Source organism: Myroides sp. ZB35, from assembly GCF_001865835.1.
Lineage (GTDB): Bacteria > Bacteroidota > Bacteroidia > Flavobacteriales > Flavobacteriaceae > Flavobacterium > Flavobacterium odoratimimum.
On the sequence record NZ_CP017769.1, the window covers coordinates 538,108 to 553,999 of the forward strand.

The window sequence follows — 15,892 nt, forward strand, 5'->3', positions numbered from 1 at the left end:
AGATTTTATAACGTTACAATTTCTCCACCAGCTGCCTCGATTGCCTCTTTAGCAGATGCTGAAAACTTGTGTGCAGAAACTTTTAATTTTGCTTTTATCTCTCCACGCCCTAAAACCTTAACTAAACTATTTTTAGAAGTTAATCCTAACTCAACTAAAAGAGCAAAATCAACAGTGTCTTTTACTACTCCGCTATCAACTAAAGATTGTAATCTTTCTAAGTTGATAACATCATATTCTACTCTATTGATGTTTTTAAAACCAAATTTAGGAACACGTCTTTGAAGTGGCATTTGTCCTCCTTCAAATCCGATTTTTCTTGAATATCCTGAACGTGATTTAGCACCTTTGTGTCCTTTTGTAGAAGTTCCTCCTTTACCAGACCCTTCACCACGACCAACACGTTTGTTTTGGTTGTGTACTGAACCTTTTGCTGGTTGTAAATTACTTAAATTCATACTCTACAATATTATTTAGCCTCCTCTACAGAAACTAAGTGTTGAACTTTACTTACCATTCCTAAGATTGCAGATGTAGCATCATGCTCCACCACTTGACCAATCTTACGAAGTCCTAAAGCCTCTAATGTTCTCTTTTGTACAAGAGGACAATTAATTTGGCTTCTTACTTGTTTTACTTTAATTTTTGACATAACTCTCTCAAATTAACCTTTAAATACTTTTTCTAAAGAAATTCCTCTTTGTTTTGCAACTGTAGAAGCACTTCTTAAACGTAATAAAGCGTCAAAAGTAGCCTTCACCACGTTGTGAGGATTTGAAGATCCTTGAGATTTAGATAATAAATCTTTAATCCCAACAGATTCTACAACCGATCTCACAGAACCTCCAGCGATTACTCCAGTACCCAAAGATGCAGGCATCAATAATACTCTTGCTCCACTGAATTTTCCTTTTTGTTCGTGAGGAATAGTATGACCATTTAAAGGAACTCTAACTAAGTTTTTCTTTGCATCCTCTACTGCTTTAGCGATTGCTTCAGAAACGTCTTTTGATTTACCCAAACCATGACCCACTACACCGTTTTCGTCACCTACTACTACTACAGCAGAGAATCCAAAAGCTCTTCCCCCTTTAGTAACTTTAGTAACACGGTTTACACTAACCAAACGATCTTTAAGATCAAGACCAGTTGGTTTTACAAATTCTACGTTTTTATAATTTTGATACATAACTAATTAGAATTTTAATCCAGCTTCTCTAGCGCCTTCAGCTAATGATTTAACACGACCGTGGTATAAATAACCTCCTCTATCGAAAGATACAGTTTCTACACCAGCTTTCAAAGCTTTCTCTGCAATTAGTTTCCCAACCGATGCAGCAGTTTCAATATTGGTTCCTCTTGTTATCCCAGCTTCTCTTGAAGATGCTGCAGCTAGAGTTACTCCATTCACGTCATCTATGATTTGCGCATAGATTTCTTTATTACTTCTGAATACAGAAAGTCTTGGCTTAGCAGCAGTACCGCTAACGATCTTTCTAATTCTGAATTTAATACGTTGTCTTCTTTCAGATTTTGTTAATGACATAGTCTTAATTTTTAAGCTGATTTACCTGCTTTTCTTCTTAACTCTTCACCCACAAACTTGATACCTTTTCCTTTGTAAGGTTCTGGTTTACGGAATGAACGGATTTTTGCTGCTACTTGACCAACTAATTGTTTGTCAAATGAAGTTAATTTAACGATTGGATTTTTACCTTTTTCAGATATAGTTTCCACTGTAACTTCTTTTGCAATATCCATCACGATATTATGAGAGAAACCTAAAGCTAAATCTAACTTTTGTCCTTGATTAGCAGCACGGTATCCTACCCCAACCAATTCCAAACTGATAGTAAATCCTTCTGAAACTCCTTTAACCATATTGTTGATTAAACTACGGTATAATCCGTGTTTAGCTCTTTCAATCTTATCATCAGAAGAACGCTCAACGATTACTTGGTCTTCTTCAACTTTAATACTAACTGTATCAAACTTTTGAGAAAGCTCTCCTAATTTACCTTTTACAACAATCTCTCCTTCTTTAACGTCAACCGTTACTCCAGCAGGTATTGCTATTGGACTTTTACCTATTCTTGACATCTCTTAGTCTTTTTAAATTAGTATACGTAACAAACTACTTCTCCACCAACATTCAATTGTTTCGCTTGCTTTCCAGTCATCAATCCTTTTGATGTTGAAACGATAGCGATTCCTAATCCGTTAAGGATTCTAGGAAGATCTGCTGCAGAAGCGTATTTACGCAAACCTGGTTTACTAATTCTTTGGATATCTCTAATTACAGACTCTTTTGTGTCTTTATCATATTTCAAAGCTATTTTGATTGTCCCTTGAACTGAACTATCATCAAATTTATAGCTTAAGATATATCCTTGATCGAATAATATTTTCGTGATTTCTTTTTTGAAGTTTGAAGCTGGAATTTCAACCACTTTGTGGTTAGCTCTCACAGCGTTTCTAACTCTTGTAAGGAAATCTGCTATTGGATCTGTATACATGTTTTTACCTTTAAATCTTAATTACCAACTTGCCTTTTTTACTCCAGGTATCAATCCATTATTTGCCATTTCACGGAATGTAACACGAGAAATACCGAATTGACGCATATACCCTCTTGGTCTTCCTGTTAACTTACATCTGTTGTGTAAACGAACTGGAGAAGCATTTTTAGGTAACTTTTGTAATCCTTCATAGTCACCAGCTTCTAAAAGAGCTGTTCTCTTAGCAGCATATTTATCTACTAATGCTTGTCTTTTAACCTCACGGGCTTTCATTGATTCTTTAGCCATACTTAATTCTTTTTAAAAGGTAATCCTAATTCAGCAAGTAAAGATTTCGCTTCTTTATCTGTTTGAGCAGATGTTACGAAAGTGATATCAAAACCAGCGATTTTGTTAACTTTATCGATATTGATTTCAGGGAAAATGATTTGCTCAGTAACACCTAAGTTATAATTTCCTCTTCCGTCAAAACCATCAGATTTAATACCTGAAAAGTCTCTTACACGTGGTAAAGCTGAAGTTACTAAACGATCTAAAAATTCATACATTCTCTCTCCACGTAACGTTACTTTTGCCCCAATTGGCATTCCTTTTCTTAATTTAAAAGTAGCAACGTCTTTCTTAGAGATAGTAGCTACTGCTTTTTGTCCTGTAATTTTAGTTAACTCCTCAACAGCGTAATCAACTAATTTTTTATCAGAAACAGCAGCACCAACTCCACGGCTAACAACGATTTTCTCAAGTTTTGGAACTTGCATTACGTTTTTATAACCGAATTCCTCAGTAAGAGCAGAGATAACTCTGCTTTTATATTCTTCTTTAAGTCTTGGTATATAAGCCATAACTATAATACTTGATTTGATTTTTTAGAAACTCTAACATTTTTTCCGTTCTCGTTTTTCACGATAGCTACTCTTGTAACTTCGTTCGTCTTAGGATCTACGATCGCTAAGTTAGAGATTTGGATTGGAGCCTCTTTTTTAACAATTCCACCTTGAGGGTTAGAAGCACTTGGCTTCACGTGTTTAGAAATGATATTCACCCCTTCAACAATAGCTTTGTTCTTTTCACGTAATACACGTACAACTTTACCTTCAGTACCTTTATGGTCACCAGCGATAACGCGTACAGTATCTCCTGTTTTTATCTTTAGCTTAATCATGTTTAGAACGAATTATAACACCTCTGGTGCTAATGATACAATTTTCATGAATTGTTTTTCACGAAGTTCTCTCGCAACCGGACCAAAAACACGAGTTCCTTTCATCTCCCCAGCAGCATTTAACAATACACATGCGTTATCGTCAAATCTGATGTAAGATCCGTCAGCTCTTCTCACTTCTTTTTTAGTACGAACTACAACTGCAGTTGAAACGCTACCTTTTTTCACGCTTCCGTTTGGAGTTGCTTCTTTAATTGAAACTACAATTTTATCACCTACAGAGGCATAACGACGTTTCGTTCCTCCTAAAACACGGATAGTCAAAACTTCTTTTGCACCCGTATTATCTGCTACTTTAAGTCTAGATTCTTGTTGTACCATAATTATTTCGCTCTTTCAATGATTTCAACTAATCTCCAACATTTTGATTTAGATAATGGACGTGTCTCCATGATCTTTACTGTATCACCAATGTTGCAATCATTTGTTTCGTCGTGTGCAACGTATTTTTTCGTTTTCAACACGAACTTACCATATAATGGGTGTTTTACTCTCTTTACTTCAGACACAACAATAGATTTCTCCATTTTATTGCTAGTAACAACACCTATTCTCTCTTTTCTTAATTTTCTATTTTCCATCTTTCGGCAGAATACAATTATTGTAACTCTCTTTTACTTAACTCTGTATTCACTCTTGCAATACTTCTTCTTACGTTTCTCAACTGTAATGGATTCTCGATTGGAGAGATTGCGTGAGCAGATCTTAAGTTATTATATGTGCTAGTCAACTGTACCAGTTGCTCTTGTAATTCAGCTACAGATAGATTTACTATTTCTGATTGTTTCATGATAAAAATTTTATTATGCTTCGAAATCTCTAGCAATTACAAATTTAGTTTTTACAGGAAGTTTTTGAGCAGCTAAGCGTAACGCTTCTTTTGCTACTGAAATTGGCACTCCACCAACTTCGAACATAATTTTTCCTGGCTTTACCACAGCAACCCAGTATTCTACTGCACCTTTTCCTTTACCCATACGTACCTCTAGAGGCTTTTTAGTAATAGGTTTGTCTGGGAAAATTTTAATCCATAACTGCCCTTCACGTTTCATGAAACGAGTAGCAGCGATACGCGCTGCCTCGATTTGACGTGAAGTGATAAATGCAGAGTCCATAGATTTGATTCCAAACATACCATTTGAAAGTTCATGCCCTCTTTGAGAAATCCCTTTCATTTTACCTTTCTGTACCTTACGGTATTTTGTTCTTTTAGGCTGTAACATTTTTCTTCAGTTTAAAAATTACTTTCTTTTGCGTGGGTTAGATTTACCTTTTGGAGATCCTGCTGATTTAGATTGTTTTTTATCCATTCCAGCTAACGGAGAAAGATCTCTCTTACCGTAAACCTCACCTTTCATGATCCACACTTTAATTCCCATTCTACCATAAGTAGTGTGAGCTTCAGCAAGTGCATAATCGATGTCTGCTCTGAAAGTTGACAACGGAATTCTTCCTTCTTTGAAAGTCTCAGAACGAGCCATTTCAGCACCGTTTAAACGACCAGAAATCATAACTTTGATTCCTTCAGCATTCATTCTCATCGCTGCAGCCATAGCCATACGGATAGCTCTACGGTAAGAAATTCTGCTTTCGATTTGACGAGCGATACTAGCAGCCACTAAGTATCCGTCTAATTCAGGACGTTTGATTTCAAAGATATTGATTTGAACTTCCTTATCAGTAATCTTTTTCAATTCCTCTTTTAACTTGTCTACCTCTTGTCCACCTTTTCCGATAATGATACCAGGTCTAGCAGTAGTGATAGTAACGGTTACAAGTTTTAAAGTTCTCTCGATGATTACTTTAGATACACTAGCTTTTGATAAACGAGCATGGATATACTTTCTGATCTTGTGATCTTCAGCGATTTTGTCACCGTAGTCATTTCCACCATACCAGTTTGAGTCCCATCCTCTGATAATACCAAGGCGATTCCCGATTGGATTAGTCTTTTGTCCCATACTGCTTATTAATTGCTTTGTGTGTTATTATTAGATCCTAATACGATTGTTACGTGATTAGAACGTTTTCTGATTCTGTGTGCTCTACCTTGAGGTGCAGGACGAAGTCTTTTTAACATCATTCCTCCATCTACTCTGATTTCTTTAACGATCAATCCAGCTTCTTCAATGTTAGCGTCGCTGTTTTTCGCTTGCCAGTTAGCAATTGCAGACAAAAGTAATTTCTCTAAATTACGAGAAGCATCTTTTGAACTGAATTTTAATATATTTAGAGCTTTTTCTACTTTCTGTCCTCTTACTAAATCCGCTACTAAACGCATTTTTCTAGGAGAAGTAGGGCAATTGTTTAGCTTTGCAAAAGCAACTTGCTTGTTAGCTTCTTTAATTTGCTCAGCTCTTTCTCTTTTACGAACTCCCATAGCTTCTTATTATTTTTTACCTTTATTCTTTGCACCAGCGTGACCTCTGAACGATCTTGTTGGTGAAAATTCCCCTAATTTATGTCCTACCATGTTCTCTGTTACATAAACAGGAACAAACTGACGACCATTATGTACTGCGATAGTTTGTCCAACGAAATCAGGTGTAATCATTGAAGCTCTTGACCAAGTCTTGATAACTCCATTTTTTCCACTTTCTACGTTTACTTGAACTTTCTTCTCTAATTTATAGTGAACATAAGGTCCTTTTTTTAACGAACGTGCCATGTCTTAATCTTTTATTTCTTTCTACGTTCAACGATATACTTATTACTCGACTTAACTTTAGAACGAGTTCTGTACCCTTTAGCAGGCATCCCGTTTCTAGAACGTGGGTGTCCTCCTGACGAACGACCTTCTCCACCTCCCATTGGGTGATCTACTGGGTTCATTGCTACTGGTCTAGTTCTAGGTCTTCTACCTAACCATCTTGATCTACCTGCTTTACCAGAAACGATTAATTGGTGATCGTGGTTAGACACTGCTCCGATAGTAGCCATACATTCTAATAAAATCAAACGGATCTCTCCAGAAGGCATTTTAATAGTAGCATATTTACCATCTCTAGCAACTAACTGAGCGAAAGTACCTGCTGAACGAGCGATAACTGCTCCTTGTCCAGGACGTAATTCGATACAAGATATAACAGTTCCTAAAGGAATTTTGCTTAAAGGCATTGCATTACCAACTTCTGGTGACGCATCTACTCCTGAAACTACAGTTTGTCCAACTTTCATACCGCTTTGTGCAATAACGTATGATTTAGCTCCATCTACATAAGCAATCAAAGCGATGAATGCTGTACGGTTTGGATCATACTCAATTGACTTAACAGTAGCTGGGATACCAACTTTAGTTCTTTTAAAATCAACTATACGGTATCTTTGTTTATGACCACCACCCATGTAGCGCATGGTCATTTTTCCTTGACTATTTCTACCTCCAGATTTTTTTTTCGGTGCTAGTAAACTACGCTCCGGCTTATCAGTTGTTATAGCGTCAAAACTATTCACAACTCTAAAACGCTGACCTGGGGTAATAGGTTTTAATTTTCTAACTGACATTATTTATTAGATATTTGAATAAAAGTCTATACTATCTCCTTCTTTCAATTCAACTATTGCTTTCTTGTAAGCATTAGTTTTAGCGTTGATCATTCCACTTTTCGTGTACTTAACAGAACGCTTTGCAGCATAGTTCATAGTATTCACGTTAACAACAGAAACTCCATAAGCAGCCTCAACTGCTTTTTTAATTTCAATTTTGTTCGCTTTTCTATCAACAACAAACCCAAAACGGCCAAAAGTTTCGCCGTCTTTAGTTATTTTTTCTGTAATTATAGGCTTAATTAAAACACTCATGTTCCTATTATTTACTTAAATTTTCTACAATTCCTGCTACAGAACCCTCAGTTAACACTAAACTTCCAGCATTCAAAATACTGTAAGTGCTTAATTCAGAGTTAGTTACAACAGCAGCCTTCCCTAAATTGCGTGATGACAAATATACATTTTTATTTGATTCACCAAACACAAATAGAGATTTTTTATTTTCCAATCCTAAACCTTTCAATACGTTGATGAAATTCTTAGTGCTTGGAGCCTCGAAATTAAAGTTCTCAACTACGATTAAATTTGATTCTTTCACTTTGATAGAGAAAGCAGATTTTCTCGCTAAACGTTTTAAACTTTTGTTTAATTTGAAAGAGTAGCTTCTTGGTCTTGGCCCGAAGATTCTTCCTCCTCCACGGAAAACTGGCGATTTAATACTTCCTGCTCTTGCAGTACCAGTTCCTTTTTGTTTTTTAATCTTACGCGTACTTCCAGAGATCTCAGCTCTTTCTTTAGCTTTGTGAGTACCTTGTCTTTGATTTGCTAAATATTGTTTAACATCAAGATATACTGCGTGATTATTTGGTTCTATACCGAATACTGAATCTAAAAGCTCAACTTTTCTACCAGTATCTTTTCCTGTGATATCTAAAACTTTTACTTCCATTACTTCTGAACGATTACATAAGAGTTTTTGTGTCCTGGAATTGCTCCCTTAACCACAAGTAGATTTTTATCAGCTACTACTTTTAAAACTCTAAGGTTTTGTACTGTTACATTTACTCCTCCAGTTCTTCCTGCCATGCGCATTCCTTTGAATACTCTTGATGGGTAAGAAGAAGCTCCAATAGATCCTGGCGCTCTTAAACGGTTCTTTTGACCGTGAGTTACCTGACCAACTCCACCAAAACCATGACGTTTTACAACCCCTTGGAATCCTTTTCCTTTAGATACACCTTGTACATCTACATATTCACCTTCTATGAATAAATCTGCAGTGATCACATCACCTAATTTATACTCTCCAGCAAAATCTTTGATTTCAACAACTTTTCTCTTAGCAGATGTTCCAGCTTTTTTAAAGTGACCTAACTCAGCTTTAGTAGCATGTTTATCTGTCTTGTCATCGAAACCAAGTTGTAACGCTTCATACCCGTCAACCTCAATGGTTCTGACTTGGGTAACGACATTAGGACCCATTTCGATTACTGTACATGGAATGTTTTTTCCATTCTCATCGAAAATACTAGTCATGCCGATTTTTTTACCAATTAACCCAGACATAAATATTAATTATTAATTATAAAATTTTATTTTATTTTCTAAAAGAACTAAGTATTGGTGACTATAACACCAATACTTAGCCTCTGATATTCTTATTGAATCTTGTTATTTATCACACTTTGATTTCAACTTCAACTCCACTTGGTAACTCTAATTTCATTAAAGCATCAATAGTTTTAGAAGATGAAGAATAGATATCTAACAATCTTTTGTATGAACTTAACTCAAACTGCTCTCTTGCTTTTTTGTTCACGTGAGGAGAACGAAGAACAGTAAAGATTTTTTTATGAGTAGGTAATGGAATAGGTCCAGTTACTACTGCTCCTGTACTTTTTACAGTTTTTACGATTTTCTCTGCTGATTTATCAACCAACATATGATCGTAAGATTTTAATTTTATTCTGATTTTTTGACTCATTTTACTCTAAAATTAAGCGTTACCTTTTGCTTTAGTGATTACTGCCTCTGAAATGTTTGATGGTGTTTCAGAGTAGTGAGAGAACTCCATTGTAGAAGTTGCTCTACCAGATGATAATGTTCTTAATGTAGTTACATATCCGAACATTTCTGATAACGGAACAGAAGCTTTAACAACTTTTGATCCAGCTCTATCATCCATGCTGTTGATTTGTCCACGACGACGGTTCAAATCTCCAACGATATCACCCATGTTTTCTTCAGGAGTCAATACTTCTAACTTCATGATAGGCTCTAAGATGATCGCACCTGCAGCTTTAGCAGCAGCTTTGTATCCCATTTTAGCAGCTAATTCGAACGATAATGCATCCGAGTCAACCGCGTGGTAAGAACCATCAGTTAAAGTTACTTTCATAGAATCCATTTCGAATCCAGCTAAAGGCCCTTGTTTCATCGCCTCTCTAAATCCTTTCTCTACAGAAGGGATATATTCTTTAGGAACGTTACCACCTTTAACTTCATTCACGAACTGTAATCCAACGAATGGTTTTCCATCAACGTCATCAGCAGGTCCCATTTTGAATACGATATCAGCAAACTTACCACGTCCACCAGATTGCTTTTTATAAGCTTCTCTATGTTGTGCTTCACGTGTAAGAGCTTCTTTATACTCAACTTGTGGCTCTCCTTGATTAACTTCAACTTTGAACTCACGTTTCATACGGTCGATCAATACGTCTAAGTGTAACTCACCCATACCAGAGATTACAGTTTGTCCAGACGCTTGGTCAGTTTTAACTGTAAAAGTTGGATCTTCCTCAGCTAATTTAGCTAAAGCAGTACCCATTTTATCCATATCCGCTTTTGTTTTTGGCTCAATAGCGATACCGATTACTGGGTCTGGGAATATCATACTTTCTAATACGATAGGTTTTTTCTCATCACATAAAGTATCTCCAGTTTTGATATCTTTAAATCCTACTGCAGCTCCAATATCTCCAGCCTCAATATATTCAACTGGGTTTTGTTTGTTAGCGTGCATTTGGTAGATACGAGAAATACGCTCTTTGTTTCCAGAACGAGTATTCAATACATAAGATCCAGCGTCTAAGTGTCCTGAATAAGCTCTAAAGAATGCTAAACGACCTACGAATGGGTCAGTAGCAATTTTAAATGCTAATGCAGCGAACGGCTCAGTAACCGATGGCTTACGTACGATTGGCTCTTCAGTATCAGGATCTGTACCTTCAATAGCTTCCTTATCCATTGGAGAAGGTAAGTAACGACATACAGCATCTAACATGAACTGAACACCTTTATTTTTGAATGAAGATCCACAAGTCATAGGTATGATGCTCATATCAAGAGTAGCAGCACGTAAAGCTACGTGGATTTCATCCTCTGTGATTGAGTCCTCATCTTCCATAAATTTCTCAAGAAGATTTTCATCATAAGCAGCAATCTCTTCGATTAATTGACCTCTGTATTGTTTTACATCGTCAACCATCTCTGCAGGGATCTCAACAACGTCAAAAGTAGAACCATGATTCTCATCATGCCATACGATTGCACGGTTTTTCACTAAGTCAACGATACCTTTGAAATCAGCCTCATCACCAATAGGTAAAACGATTGGCACAGCGTTAGACTTCAACATATCTTTAACTTGTTGACATACTGCTAAGAAGTTAGCTCCTTGACGGTCCATTTTATTAACGAACCCCATACGTGGAACTTTATAATTATCAGCTAATCTCCAGTTAGTTTCAGACTGAGGCTCAACACCATCAACTGCACTAAACAAGAATACTAATCCATCTAATACACGTAAAGAACGGTTTACCTCTACAGTAAAGTCAACGTGTCCAGGAGTATCAATAATATTGAAGTGGTACTCCATAGATTCAGGTATTTTAGCACCTTGAACTGTTGGGAAATTCCAAGTACATGTAGTAGCTGCTGATGTAATAGTAATACCTCTTTCAGCCTCTTGCTCCATCCAGTCCATTGTAGAAGATCCTTCGTGAGTCTCTCCCATTTTGTGGTTTTTACCTGTATAGAACAAAATACGCTCTGTAGTTGTTGTCTTACCAGCATCGATGTGTGCAGCGATACCAATGTTTCTTGTATATTTTAAATCTCTTGCCATTGTATATAGTTTCTGTATGGATTAAAATCTAAAGTGAGAGAATGCTTTATTAGCTTCAGCCATTTTATGAGTATCCATTCTCTTTTTAACAGCAGCTCCTTCTTCTTTAGCAGCAGCTAAGATTTCAGACGCTAATTTTCCAGCCATAGATTTCTCATTTCTTTTTCTCGCATACAAAATCATCCATTTCATCGCCATAGAAATTTTTCTATCTGGACGAATTTGCATTGGAATTTGGAATGTAGCTCCACCTACACGACGAGAACGAACTTCTACGTGTGGCATAACATTAGTTAATGCATCTTTCCAAATTTCTAATGAAGATTTTTCTTCATCTTGTTTTTTCTCCTCAACGATCTCTAAAGCATCATAGAATACTTTAAAAGCTGTTGATTTCTTACCGTCCCACATTAAGTTGTTTACAAAACGCGTAACTAATTGATCATTAAATTTTGGATCTGGTAAAAGAGGTCTCTTTTTCGCCTGTCTTTTTCTCATGTCTTCTTCTTAAACGTTTAAACGATTATTTTTTGTCTTTAGGACGTTTTGCTCCGTATTTAGATCTTCTTTGAGTTCTACCGTTTACTCCAGCAGTATCCAAAGCTCCACGTACGATGTGGTATCTAACACCTGGCAAATCTTTTACCCTTCCACCTCTAACTAATACTATCGAGTGCTCTTGTAAATTGTGTCCTTCTCCTGGGATGTATGCGTTTACTTCATTACCATTTGTTAAACGTACCCTTGCAACTTTACGCATTGCAGAGTTTGGTTTTTTAGGTGTAGTAGTATAAACACGCGTACAAACTCCTCTTCTTTGAGGACAAGAATCCAAAGCAACCGATTTACTCTTCTTAGTCAATTGGGTTCTCCCTGTTCTTACTAATTGTTGAATTGTTGGCATAATGTTTATTAATAATTTCTACAATATATTATTCCGCACTATATACGGGGTTGCAAATGTATAACTATTTTTTATTTATTCAAACCTCAAAGCATTAATTTTCAACATAATTAATTTTTTTTATCAACAATTCTCCTTTTACCTCTTTTTTTCTCTTTATACGATAGTTATTCAAAAGTTATCAACATTATTTCTCTCCCTTTTTAGTAATCCAGCATTTGTGCCCAATCTTCTCTTTCACTATTCAACAACACCAAAAAAAATAAACCTTAGCACTCTTCTCCCTTTTATACATCACCACAAAAAACATTCCTCTTTACAGCTTTATGACACAACAGCACACCTCTTATTATACATTATAATATATACTATCTAATATTTTTATAAATACCATTAAATCCAAATACTTAAAATCTATCTTTGCACGTTTTTTAAATTATATTATTAAGTAACTTTGCCCCATGGAACAGGACAATCAGATATTTGGTATTCGTGCAATCATCGAAGCCATAGAAGCAGGAAAAGATATAGATAAGGTATTCATACAGAAAGAAGCTTCTGGAGAGTTAATGAGTTCTCTTCTTAAGACACTAAAGAAGAACAACGTAAACTTCTCTTATGTACCAATCGAGAAACTAAATAAACTAACTAATAAAAACCATCAAGGAGCTGTAGCGAATATCTCCCCTATCTCTTTTACTTCATTAGAAGTACTAGTAGAAGGTGTATTAGAGAAAAAAGAGAAACCTCTTTTCGTCATCCTTGACCAGATATCAGATGCTCGTAACTTCGGTGCTATTATACGTACAGCTGTATGCTGTGGTGCAGATGGTATCATTATATCTAAGAATGGAGCTGCTCCGGTAAACGGAGATACAGTAAAAACATCTGCGGGTGCTGTATTTAATATTCCTATCTGTAAAGTAGACCATATTAAGGACGCTGTATTCTATCTACAAGGGTCTGGTGTAATAACACTAGGTGCAACAGAGAAAGCAGAAAAAGAAATCTATGATGTAGACCTAAATGTGCCTGTAGCCATCATTATGGGAAGTGAAGATAAAGGTATCAACCCATCTGTACTTAAAATCATAGACGAGAAAGCAAAGTTACCGATGTTTAGCACAATAGATTCACTAAACGTATCTGTAGCGTGTGGAGCATTTTTATACGAAACAATCAGACAAAGAAGATAAGATTTGAAAGACGTAAAGGTATTATTAAAGAAGCCTAACTACCCTGTTAGCGATGAGTTCATGGCATACTTAACCAAGTATAAGCGCACTACTAAAACTAGTGTGATCTATGATGACTTATTGCGATTCAGTGGTTATATCAATATCGAGGACAGCAACGGTAATGATACACTGTGGTTACGTGTATATTATCCAGAGTTCGAGTATAAAGAGATAGAAGCTAGCCTTACTAAGATATATACCTTACTTCACTCTGATGGTGACATCGAGACACTACAGTATCTAACTATTGATCATATTGACTTTTGTTCGTTTGGTAATTCTAAACCATTCCGAGTGAAAGTTCGAAATATACTCAATGACAATATCACCAACTTCTATGTAAAGAGAGCCGATGCCTCACGCATATACGGATTAGAACTAGAAGAGATGCTGTCTCCGAATACGATGAATTATCTCGTACACAATGACACCTTAATAGAAGAACACATATTAGGTATACCTGCTGATGTATTTATCACAAATCACCTACCTAAATGTACTGAAAGTGAAAAATCACAGATCGCTAAAGAGTTTGTCAAGTTTAATGAACGCTGTATGATCGGTCTACTGGGTGATATGAGATCTTATAATTTCGTCATTATACCTACTCATGACTTCGATCAGGTAGTCTATAGAATCAGAGCTATCGACTTCGATCAGCAGAACTATGAAGGCAACCTCAAGTTCTACCTTCCTCAGTTCTTTAAAGAGAACTATACTATCGTGAAGATGGTATTAGAGAAACTAAAACATACTTCGATAGAACAGTATCGACGAGAAGTGAGATCTGTGATCGTAAGAAGAGTACTGAGTAATAAAGAGAGACTAGACGAACTAATCCACGTGATGATACAGGATACAGTCTCTACTCCAGAACATGTAGAAGAGTTAAAAATGTCCTTACACAAATTAACTCACGAGAAGTCTTTCAAATATTGTAAAAATATGGGAGAGATACTCGAAACAGCAATAGACTTCGTAGTCAAAAACTATAAAAGCACCTTCTAAGGTGCTTTTATAGTTTATATCGTTATCTAATTTGATACTGAGAGATCAGTACTGGTAATGTCTTTCTATAAGGATCTTTACTCTTCTTTTGTTTCGGTATGATAATAAAGTTGCCATGCTCATCGAAGCACCTCATAAAGGGGTCTGACTGAGGATCAAAGTTAGGGTCTTGCCACTCATACTTATACCCCTGCTCTATATGCTCAGGAGATGAAACTACAAAACTAAGAATCAATCCTGTCAAAAAACCACTCAAATGTCCTTCCCACGAAATACCGCTCTCTACATGGGGAAACATATACCACACCGTACCCCCATATAGCACTACGATAACCAGCGATAATGCCATCAGTCTATAATATCGCGTCTGTACTCCCTTAAAGAACATAAAGCTCACTAGCACATAGACTAATCCACTAGCACCGATATGATAACTATCTCTACCCATCAACCATGTACCGAAACCTGATAGCAGAATCCCTAAGATCAGTACCACCAACGCTTGTTTCTTATAAAAATACTGCAACATTAATAGCAGTGCAAAGAGGGCTATAGAGTTATTATACAAATGCTTTATCCCACCATGTATAAAAGGACTAAACACAATTCCCCTTAACCCCACTACCGTTCTCGGCAATACGCCATACTCGTGTAACTCATAAAAATTATTCCAATCCATCCAATACACTCCCCATATCAGTACAACGACGAATAAGGGTAGTAAAATTAGATTAATAGATAATGGAGGTAATTTCTCTTTACTCATATATTCATTCCTTTCTCCTTAAGTACATCTTACTATATAAGGTGCATATTTACTCCCTATACCAAACCTATCCATAAACACCCCTTGTAATGAAAGGCTATTATACATAGTACTCAAATTTTATATAGGTTAAATATAACTCATTTTATAACGAATTGTTTTTTCATTCACACCATTTTAGCATTGAGACGAGTATCACCCTCCTCAAAAGTATCTCTATTTAGTAACTATCATCTAAAAAAAGCAATTCACTTTTTTATTTATAATCACAAATTCAGGTCTAAAAAAGAACAATAAACAATATCATTACCTCTTTTTTTTTGAAAAAAGGTCCAAAACAAGTCCATAATCCCTAAATCAGTAAAAAAACAAATCATTTTTTTTATTCAAAAAAACAAACAAAAGACTAAATATCAACCAATTACACAACCCCCCTTAAAAAACAAAATATTGAAAACATACCGCCAGCCTAGTAAAATAGGCTCTTAATTTGAATTCCTTGGACAATAATAGGACAATAAGCAATGAATACTGGACTAGAGAAGCCCTTTGTCCAAGAATACTTCTTCTATACTCCCCGCATTCTCCTTCAAGTAAGAATAAACATCAACATT

27 protein-coding genes are annotated in these 15,892 nt (G+C 36.0%); 2 read left to right on the top strand and 25 right to left on the bottom strand.

Annotated features, from left to right (window positions below):
* Nucleotides 1-5: 5 nt before the first annotated feature.
* From rplO to rpsL, 24 genes are all read right to left on the bottom strand, one after another.
* Nucleotides 6-458 carry a 50S ribosomal protein L15 gene (rplO, locus tag BK054_RS02435; RefSeq protein ID WP_006259477.1) on the bottom strand — a complete coding sequence of 151 codons (453 nt, stop codon included), beginning with the start codon at nucleotides 456-458 and terminating at the stop codon, nucleotides 6-8.
* An 11-nt stretch (nucleotides 459-469) separates the two neighbouring features.
* The gene (gene rpmD, locus BK054_RS02440; RefSeq protein WP_006259478.1) at nucleotides 470-652 is read right to left on the bottom strand and encodes a 50S ribosomal protein L30; all 183 of its coding nucleotides are present in this window, start codon (nucleotides 650-652) and stop codon (nucleotides 470-472) included.
* A gap of 12 nt (nucleotides 653-664) precedes the next feature.
* Entirely contained in the window at nucleotides 665-1,189 is a 525-nt protein-coding gene (gene rpsE / locus BK054_RS02445; RefSeq protein WP_006259479.1) for a 30S ribosomal protein S5, read from the bottom strand.
* Between the two features lie 6 nt (nucleotides 1,190-1,195).
* Nucleotides 1,196-1,546, bottom strand: coding sequence for a 50S ribosomal protein L18 (gene rplR, locus BK054_RS02450; protein WP_006259480.1), 351 nt, complete (start codon nucleotides 1,544-1,546; stop codon nucleotides 1,196-1,198).
* 11 nt (nucleotides 1,547-1,557) lie between these two features.
* Nucleotides 1,558-2,100, bottom strand: coding sequence for a 50S ribosomal protein L6 (gene rplF / locus BK054_RS02455; RefSeq protein ID WP_006259481.1), 543 nt, complete (start codon nucleotides 2,098-2,100; stop codon nucleotides 1,558-1,560).
* Nucleotides 2,101-2,117: 17 nt separating this feature from the next.
* Entirely contained in the window at nucleotides 2,118-2,516 is a 399-nt protein-coding gene (gene rpsH, locus BK054_RS02460) for a 30S ribosomal protein S8 (protein ID WP_006259482.1), read from the bottom strand.
* Between the two features lie 21 nt (nucleotides 2,517-2,537).
* Nucleotides 2,538-2,807: a 30S ribosomal protein S14 gene (gene rpsN / locus BK054_RS02465; RefSeq protein WP_006259483.1), complete on the bottom strand. Its 270-nt coding sequence runs from the start codon at nucleotides 2,805-2,807 to the stop codon at nucleotides 2,538-2,540.
* Nucleotides 2,808-2,809: 2 nt separating this feature from the next.
* Entirely contained in the window at nucleotides 2,810-3,361 is a 552-nt protein-coding gene (gene rplE, locus BK054_RS02470; protein ID WP_006259484.1) for a 50S ribosomal protein L5, read from the bottom strand.
* 2 nt (nucleotides 3,362-3,363) lie between these two features.
* Nucleotides 3,364-3,681, bottom strand: a complete 318-nt coding sequence (gene rplX / locus BK054_RS02475; RefSeq protein WP_006259485.1) for a 50S ribosomal protein L24 — start codon at nucleotides 3,679-3,681, stop codon at nucleotides 3,364-3,366.
* A gap of 12 nt (nucleotides 3,682-3,693) precedes the next feature.
* Nucleotides 3,694-4,062: a 50S ribosomal protein L14 gene (gene rplN / locus BK054_RS02480; RefSeq protein WP_006259486.1), complete on the bottom strand. Its 369-nt coding sequence runs from the start codon at nucleotides 4,060-4,062 to the stop codon at nucleotides 3,694-3,696.
* A 2-nt stretch (nucleotides 4,063-4,064) separates the two neighbouring features.
* The gene (rpsQ, locus tag BK054_RS02485) at nucleotides 4,065-4,322 is read right to left on the bottom strand and encodes a 30S ribosomal protein S17 (RefSeq protein ID WP_006259487.1); all 258 of its coding nucleotides are present in this window, start codon (nucleotides 4,320-4,322) and stop codon (nucleotides 4,065-4,067) included.
* Nucleotides 4,323-4,339: 17 nt separating this feature from the next.
* Nucleotides 4,340-4,531, bottom strand: coding sequence for a 50S ribosomal protein L29 (gene rpmC, locus BK054_RS02490; RefSeq protein WP_006259488.1), 192 nt, complete (start codon nucleotides 4,529-4,531; stop codon nucleotides 4,340-4,342).
* A 13-nt stretch (nucleotides 4,532-4,544) separates the two neighbouring features.
* Entirely contained in the window at nucleotides 4,545-4,964 is a 420-nt protein-coding gene (rplP, locus tag BK054_RS02495) for a 50S ribosomal protein L16 (RefSeq protein WP_006259489.1), read from the bottom strand.
* Nucleotides 4,965-4,982: 18 nt separating this feature from the next.
* A complete protein-coding gene (gene rpsC / locus BK054_RS02500) occupies nucleotides 4,983-5,702 on the bottom strand; it encodes a 30S ribosomal protein S3 (protein WP_006259490.1) in 720 nt (239 codons plus the stop codon).
* Nucleotides 5,703-5,710: 8 nt separating this feature from the next.
* A complete protein-coding gene (rplV, locus tag BK054_RS02505; RefSeq protein ID WP_006259491.1) occupies nucleotides 5,711-6,121 on the bottom strand; it encodes a 50S ribosomal protein L22 in 411 nt (136 codons plus the stop codon).
* Between the two features lie 9 nt (nucleotides 6,122-6,130).
* Complete coding sequence (gene rpsS / locus BK054_RS02510; protein WP_006259492.1) at nucleotides 6,131-6,409, bottom strand: 30S ribosomal protein S19; 279 nt, start codon at nucleotides 6,407-6,409, stop codon at nucleotides 6,131-6,133.
* 11 nt (nucleotides 6,410-6,420) lie between these two features.
* A complete protein-coding gene (rplB, locus tag BK054_RS02515) occupies nucleotides 6,421-7,245 on the bottom strand; it encodes a 50S ribosomal protein L2 (protein ID WP_006259493.1) in 825 nt (274 codons plus the stop codon).
* 6 nt (nucleotides 7,246-7,251) lie between these two features.
* On the bottom strand, nucleotides 7,252-7,542 hold the full coding sequence (gene rplW / locus BK054_RS02520; protein WP_006259494.1) for a 50S ribosomal protein L23: 291 nt from the start codon (nucleotides 7,540-7,542) through the stop codon (nucleotides 7,252-7,254).
* 7 nt (nucleotides 7,543-7,549) lie between these two features.
* Entirely contained in the window at nucleotides 7,550-8,179 is a 630-nt protein-coding gene (rplD, locus tag BK054_RS02525; protein WP_006259495.1) for a 50S ribosomal protein L4, read from the bottom strand.
* The gene (gene rplC / locus BK054_RS02530) at nucleotides 8,179-8,796 is read right to left on the bottom strand and encodes a 50S ribosomal protein L3 (protein WP_006259496.1); all 618 of its coding nucleotides are present in this window, start codon (nucleotides 8,794-8,796) and stop codon (nucleotides 8,179-8,181) included. Before rplC ends, rplD begins: the two co-directional genes overlap by 1 nt.
* A gap of 112 nt (nucleotides 8,797-8,908) precedes the next feature.
* Nucleotides 8,909-9,214, bottom strand: a complete 306-nt coding sequence (gene rpsJ, locus BK054_RS02535; RefSeq protein ID WP_006259497.1) for a 30S ribosomal protein S10 — start codon at nucleotides 9,212-9,214, stop codon at nucleotides 8,909-8,911.
* Nucleotides 9,215-9,226: 12 nt separating this feature from the next.
* Complete coding sequence (gene fusA / locus BK054_RS02540; protein WP_006259498.1) at nucleotides 9,227-11,362, bottom strand: elongation factor G; 2,136 nt, start codon at nucleotides 11,360-11,362, stop codon at nucleotides 9,227-9,229.
* A gap of 21 nt (nucleotides 11,363-11,383) precedes the next feature.
* On the bottom strand, nucleotides 11,384-11,860 hold the full coding sequence (gene rpsG, locus BK054_RS02545) for a 30S ribosomal protein S7 (protein ID WP_006259499.1): 477 nt from the start codon (nucleotides 11,858-11,860) through the stop codon (nucleotides 11,384-11,386).
* Nucleotides 11,861-11,885: 25 nt separating this feature from the next.
* Entirely contained in the window at nucleotides 11,886-12,266 is a 381-nt protein-coding gene (rpsL, locus tag BK054_RS02550) for a 30S ribosomal protein S12 (RefSeq protein ID WP_002987523.1), read from the bottom strand.
* A gap of 461 nt (nucleotides 12,267-12,727) precedes the next feature.
* Between rpsL and rlmB the strand changes: the two genes are divergently transcribed.
* Nucleotides 12,728-13,462, top strand: a complete 735-nt coding sequence (gene rlmB / locus BK054_RS02555) for a 23S rRNA (guanosine(2251)-2'-O)-methyltransferase RlmB (protein ID WP_006259500.1) — start codon at nucleotides 12,728-12,730, stop codon at nucleotides 13,460-13,462.
* Nucleotides 13,463-13,465: 3 nt separating this feature from the next.
* Nucleotides 13,466-14,512 carry a hypothetical protein gene (locus BK054_RS02560; RefSeq protein ID WP_006264736.1) on the top strand — a complete coding sequence of 349 codons (1,047 nt, stop codon included), beginning with the start codon at nucleotides 13,466-13,468 and terminating at the stop codon, nucleotides 14,510-14,512.
* A 22-nt stretch (nucleotides 14,513-14,534) separates the two neighbouring features.
* On the opposite strand, the gene BK054_RS02565 is transcribed toward BK054_RS02560, so the two are convergent.
* Nucleotides 14,535-15,278 (bottom strand): rhomboid family intramembrane serine protease, encoded by a 744-nt coding sequence (locus tag BK054_RS02565; RefSeq protein ID WP_006259502.1) that lies wholly within the window; start codon nucleotides 15,276-15,278, stop codon nucleotides 14,535-14,537.
* Nucleotides 15,279-15,892: the final 614 nt, after the last annotated feature.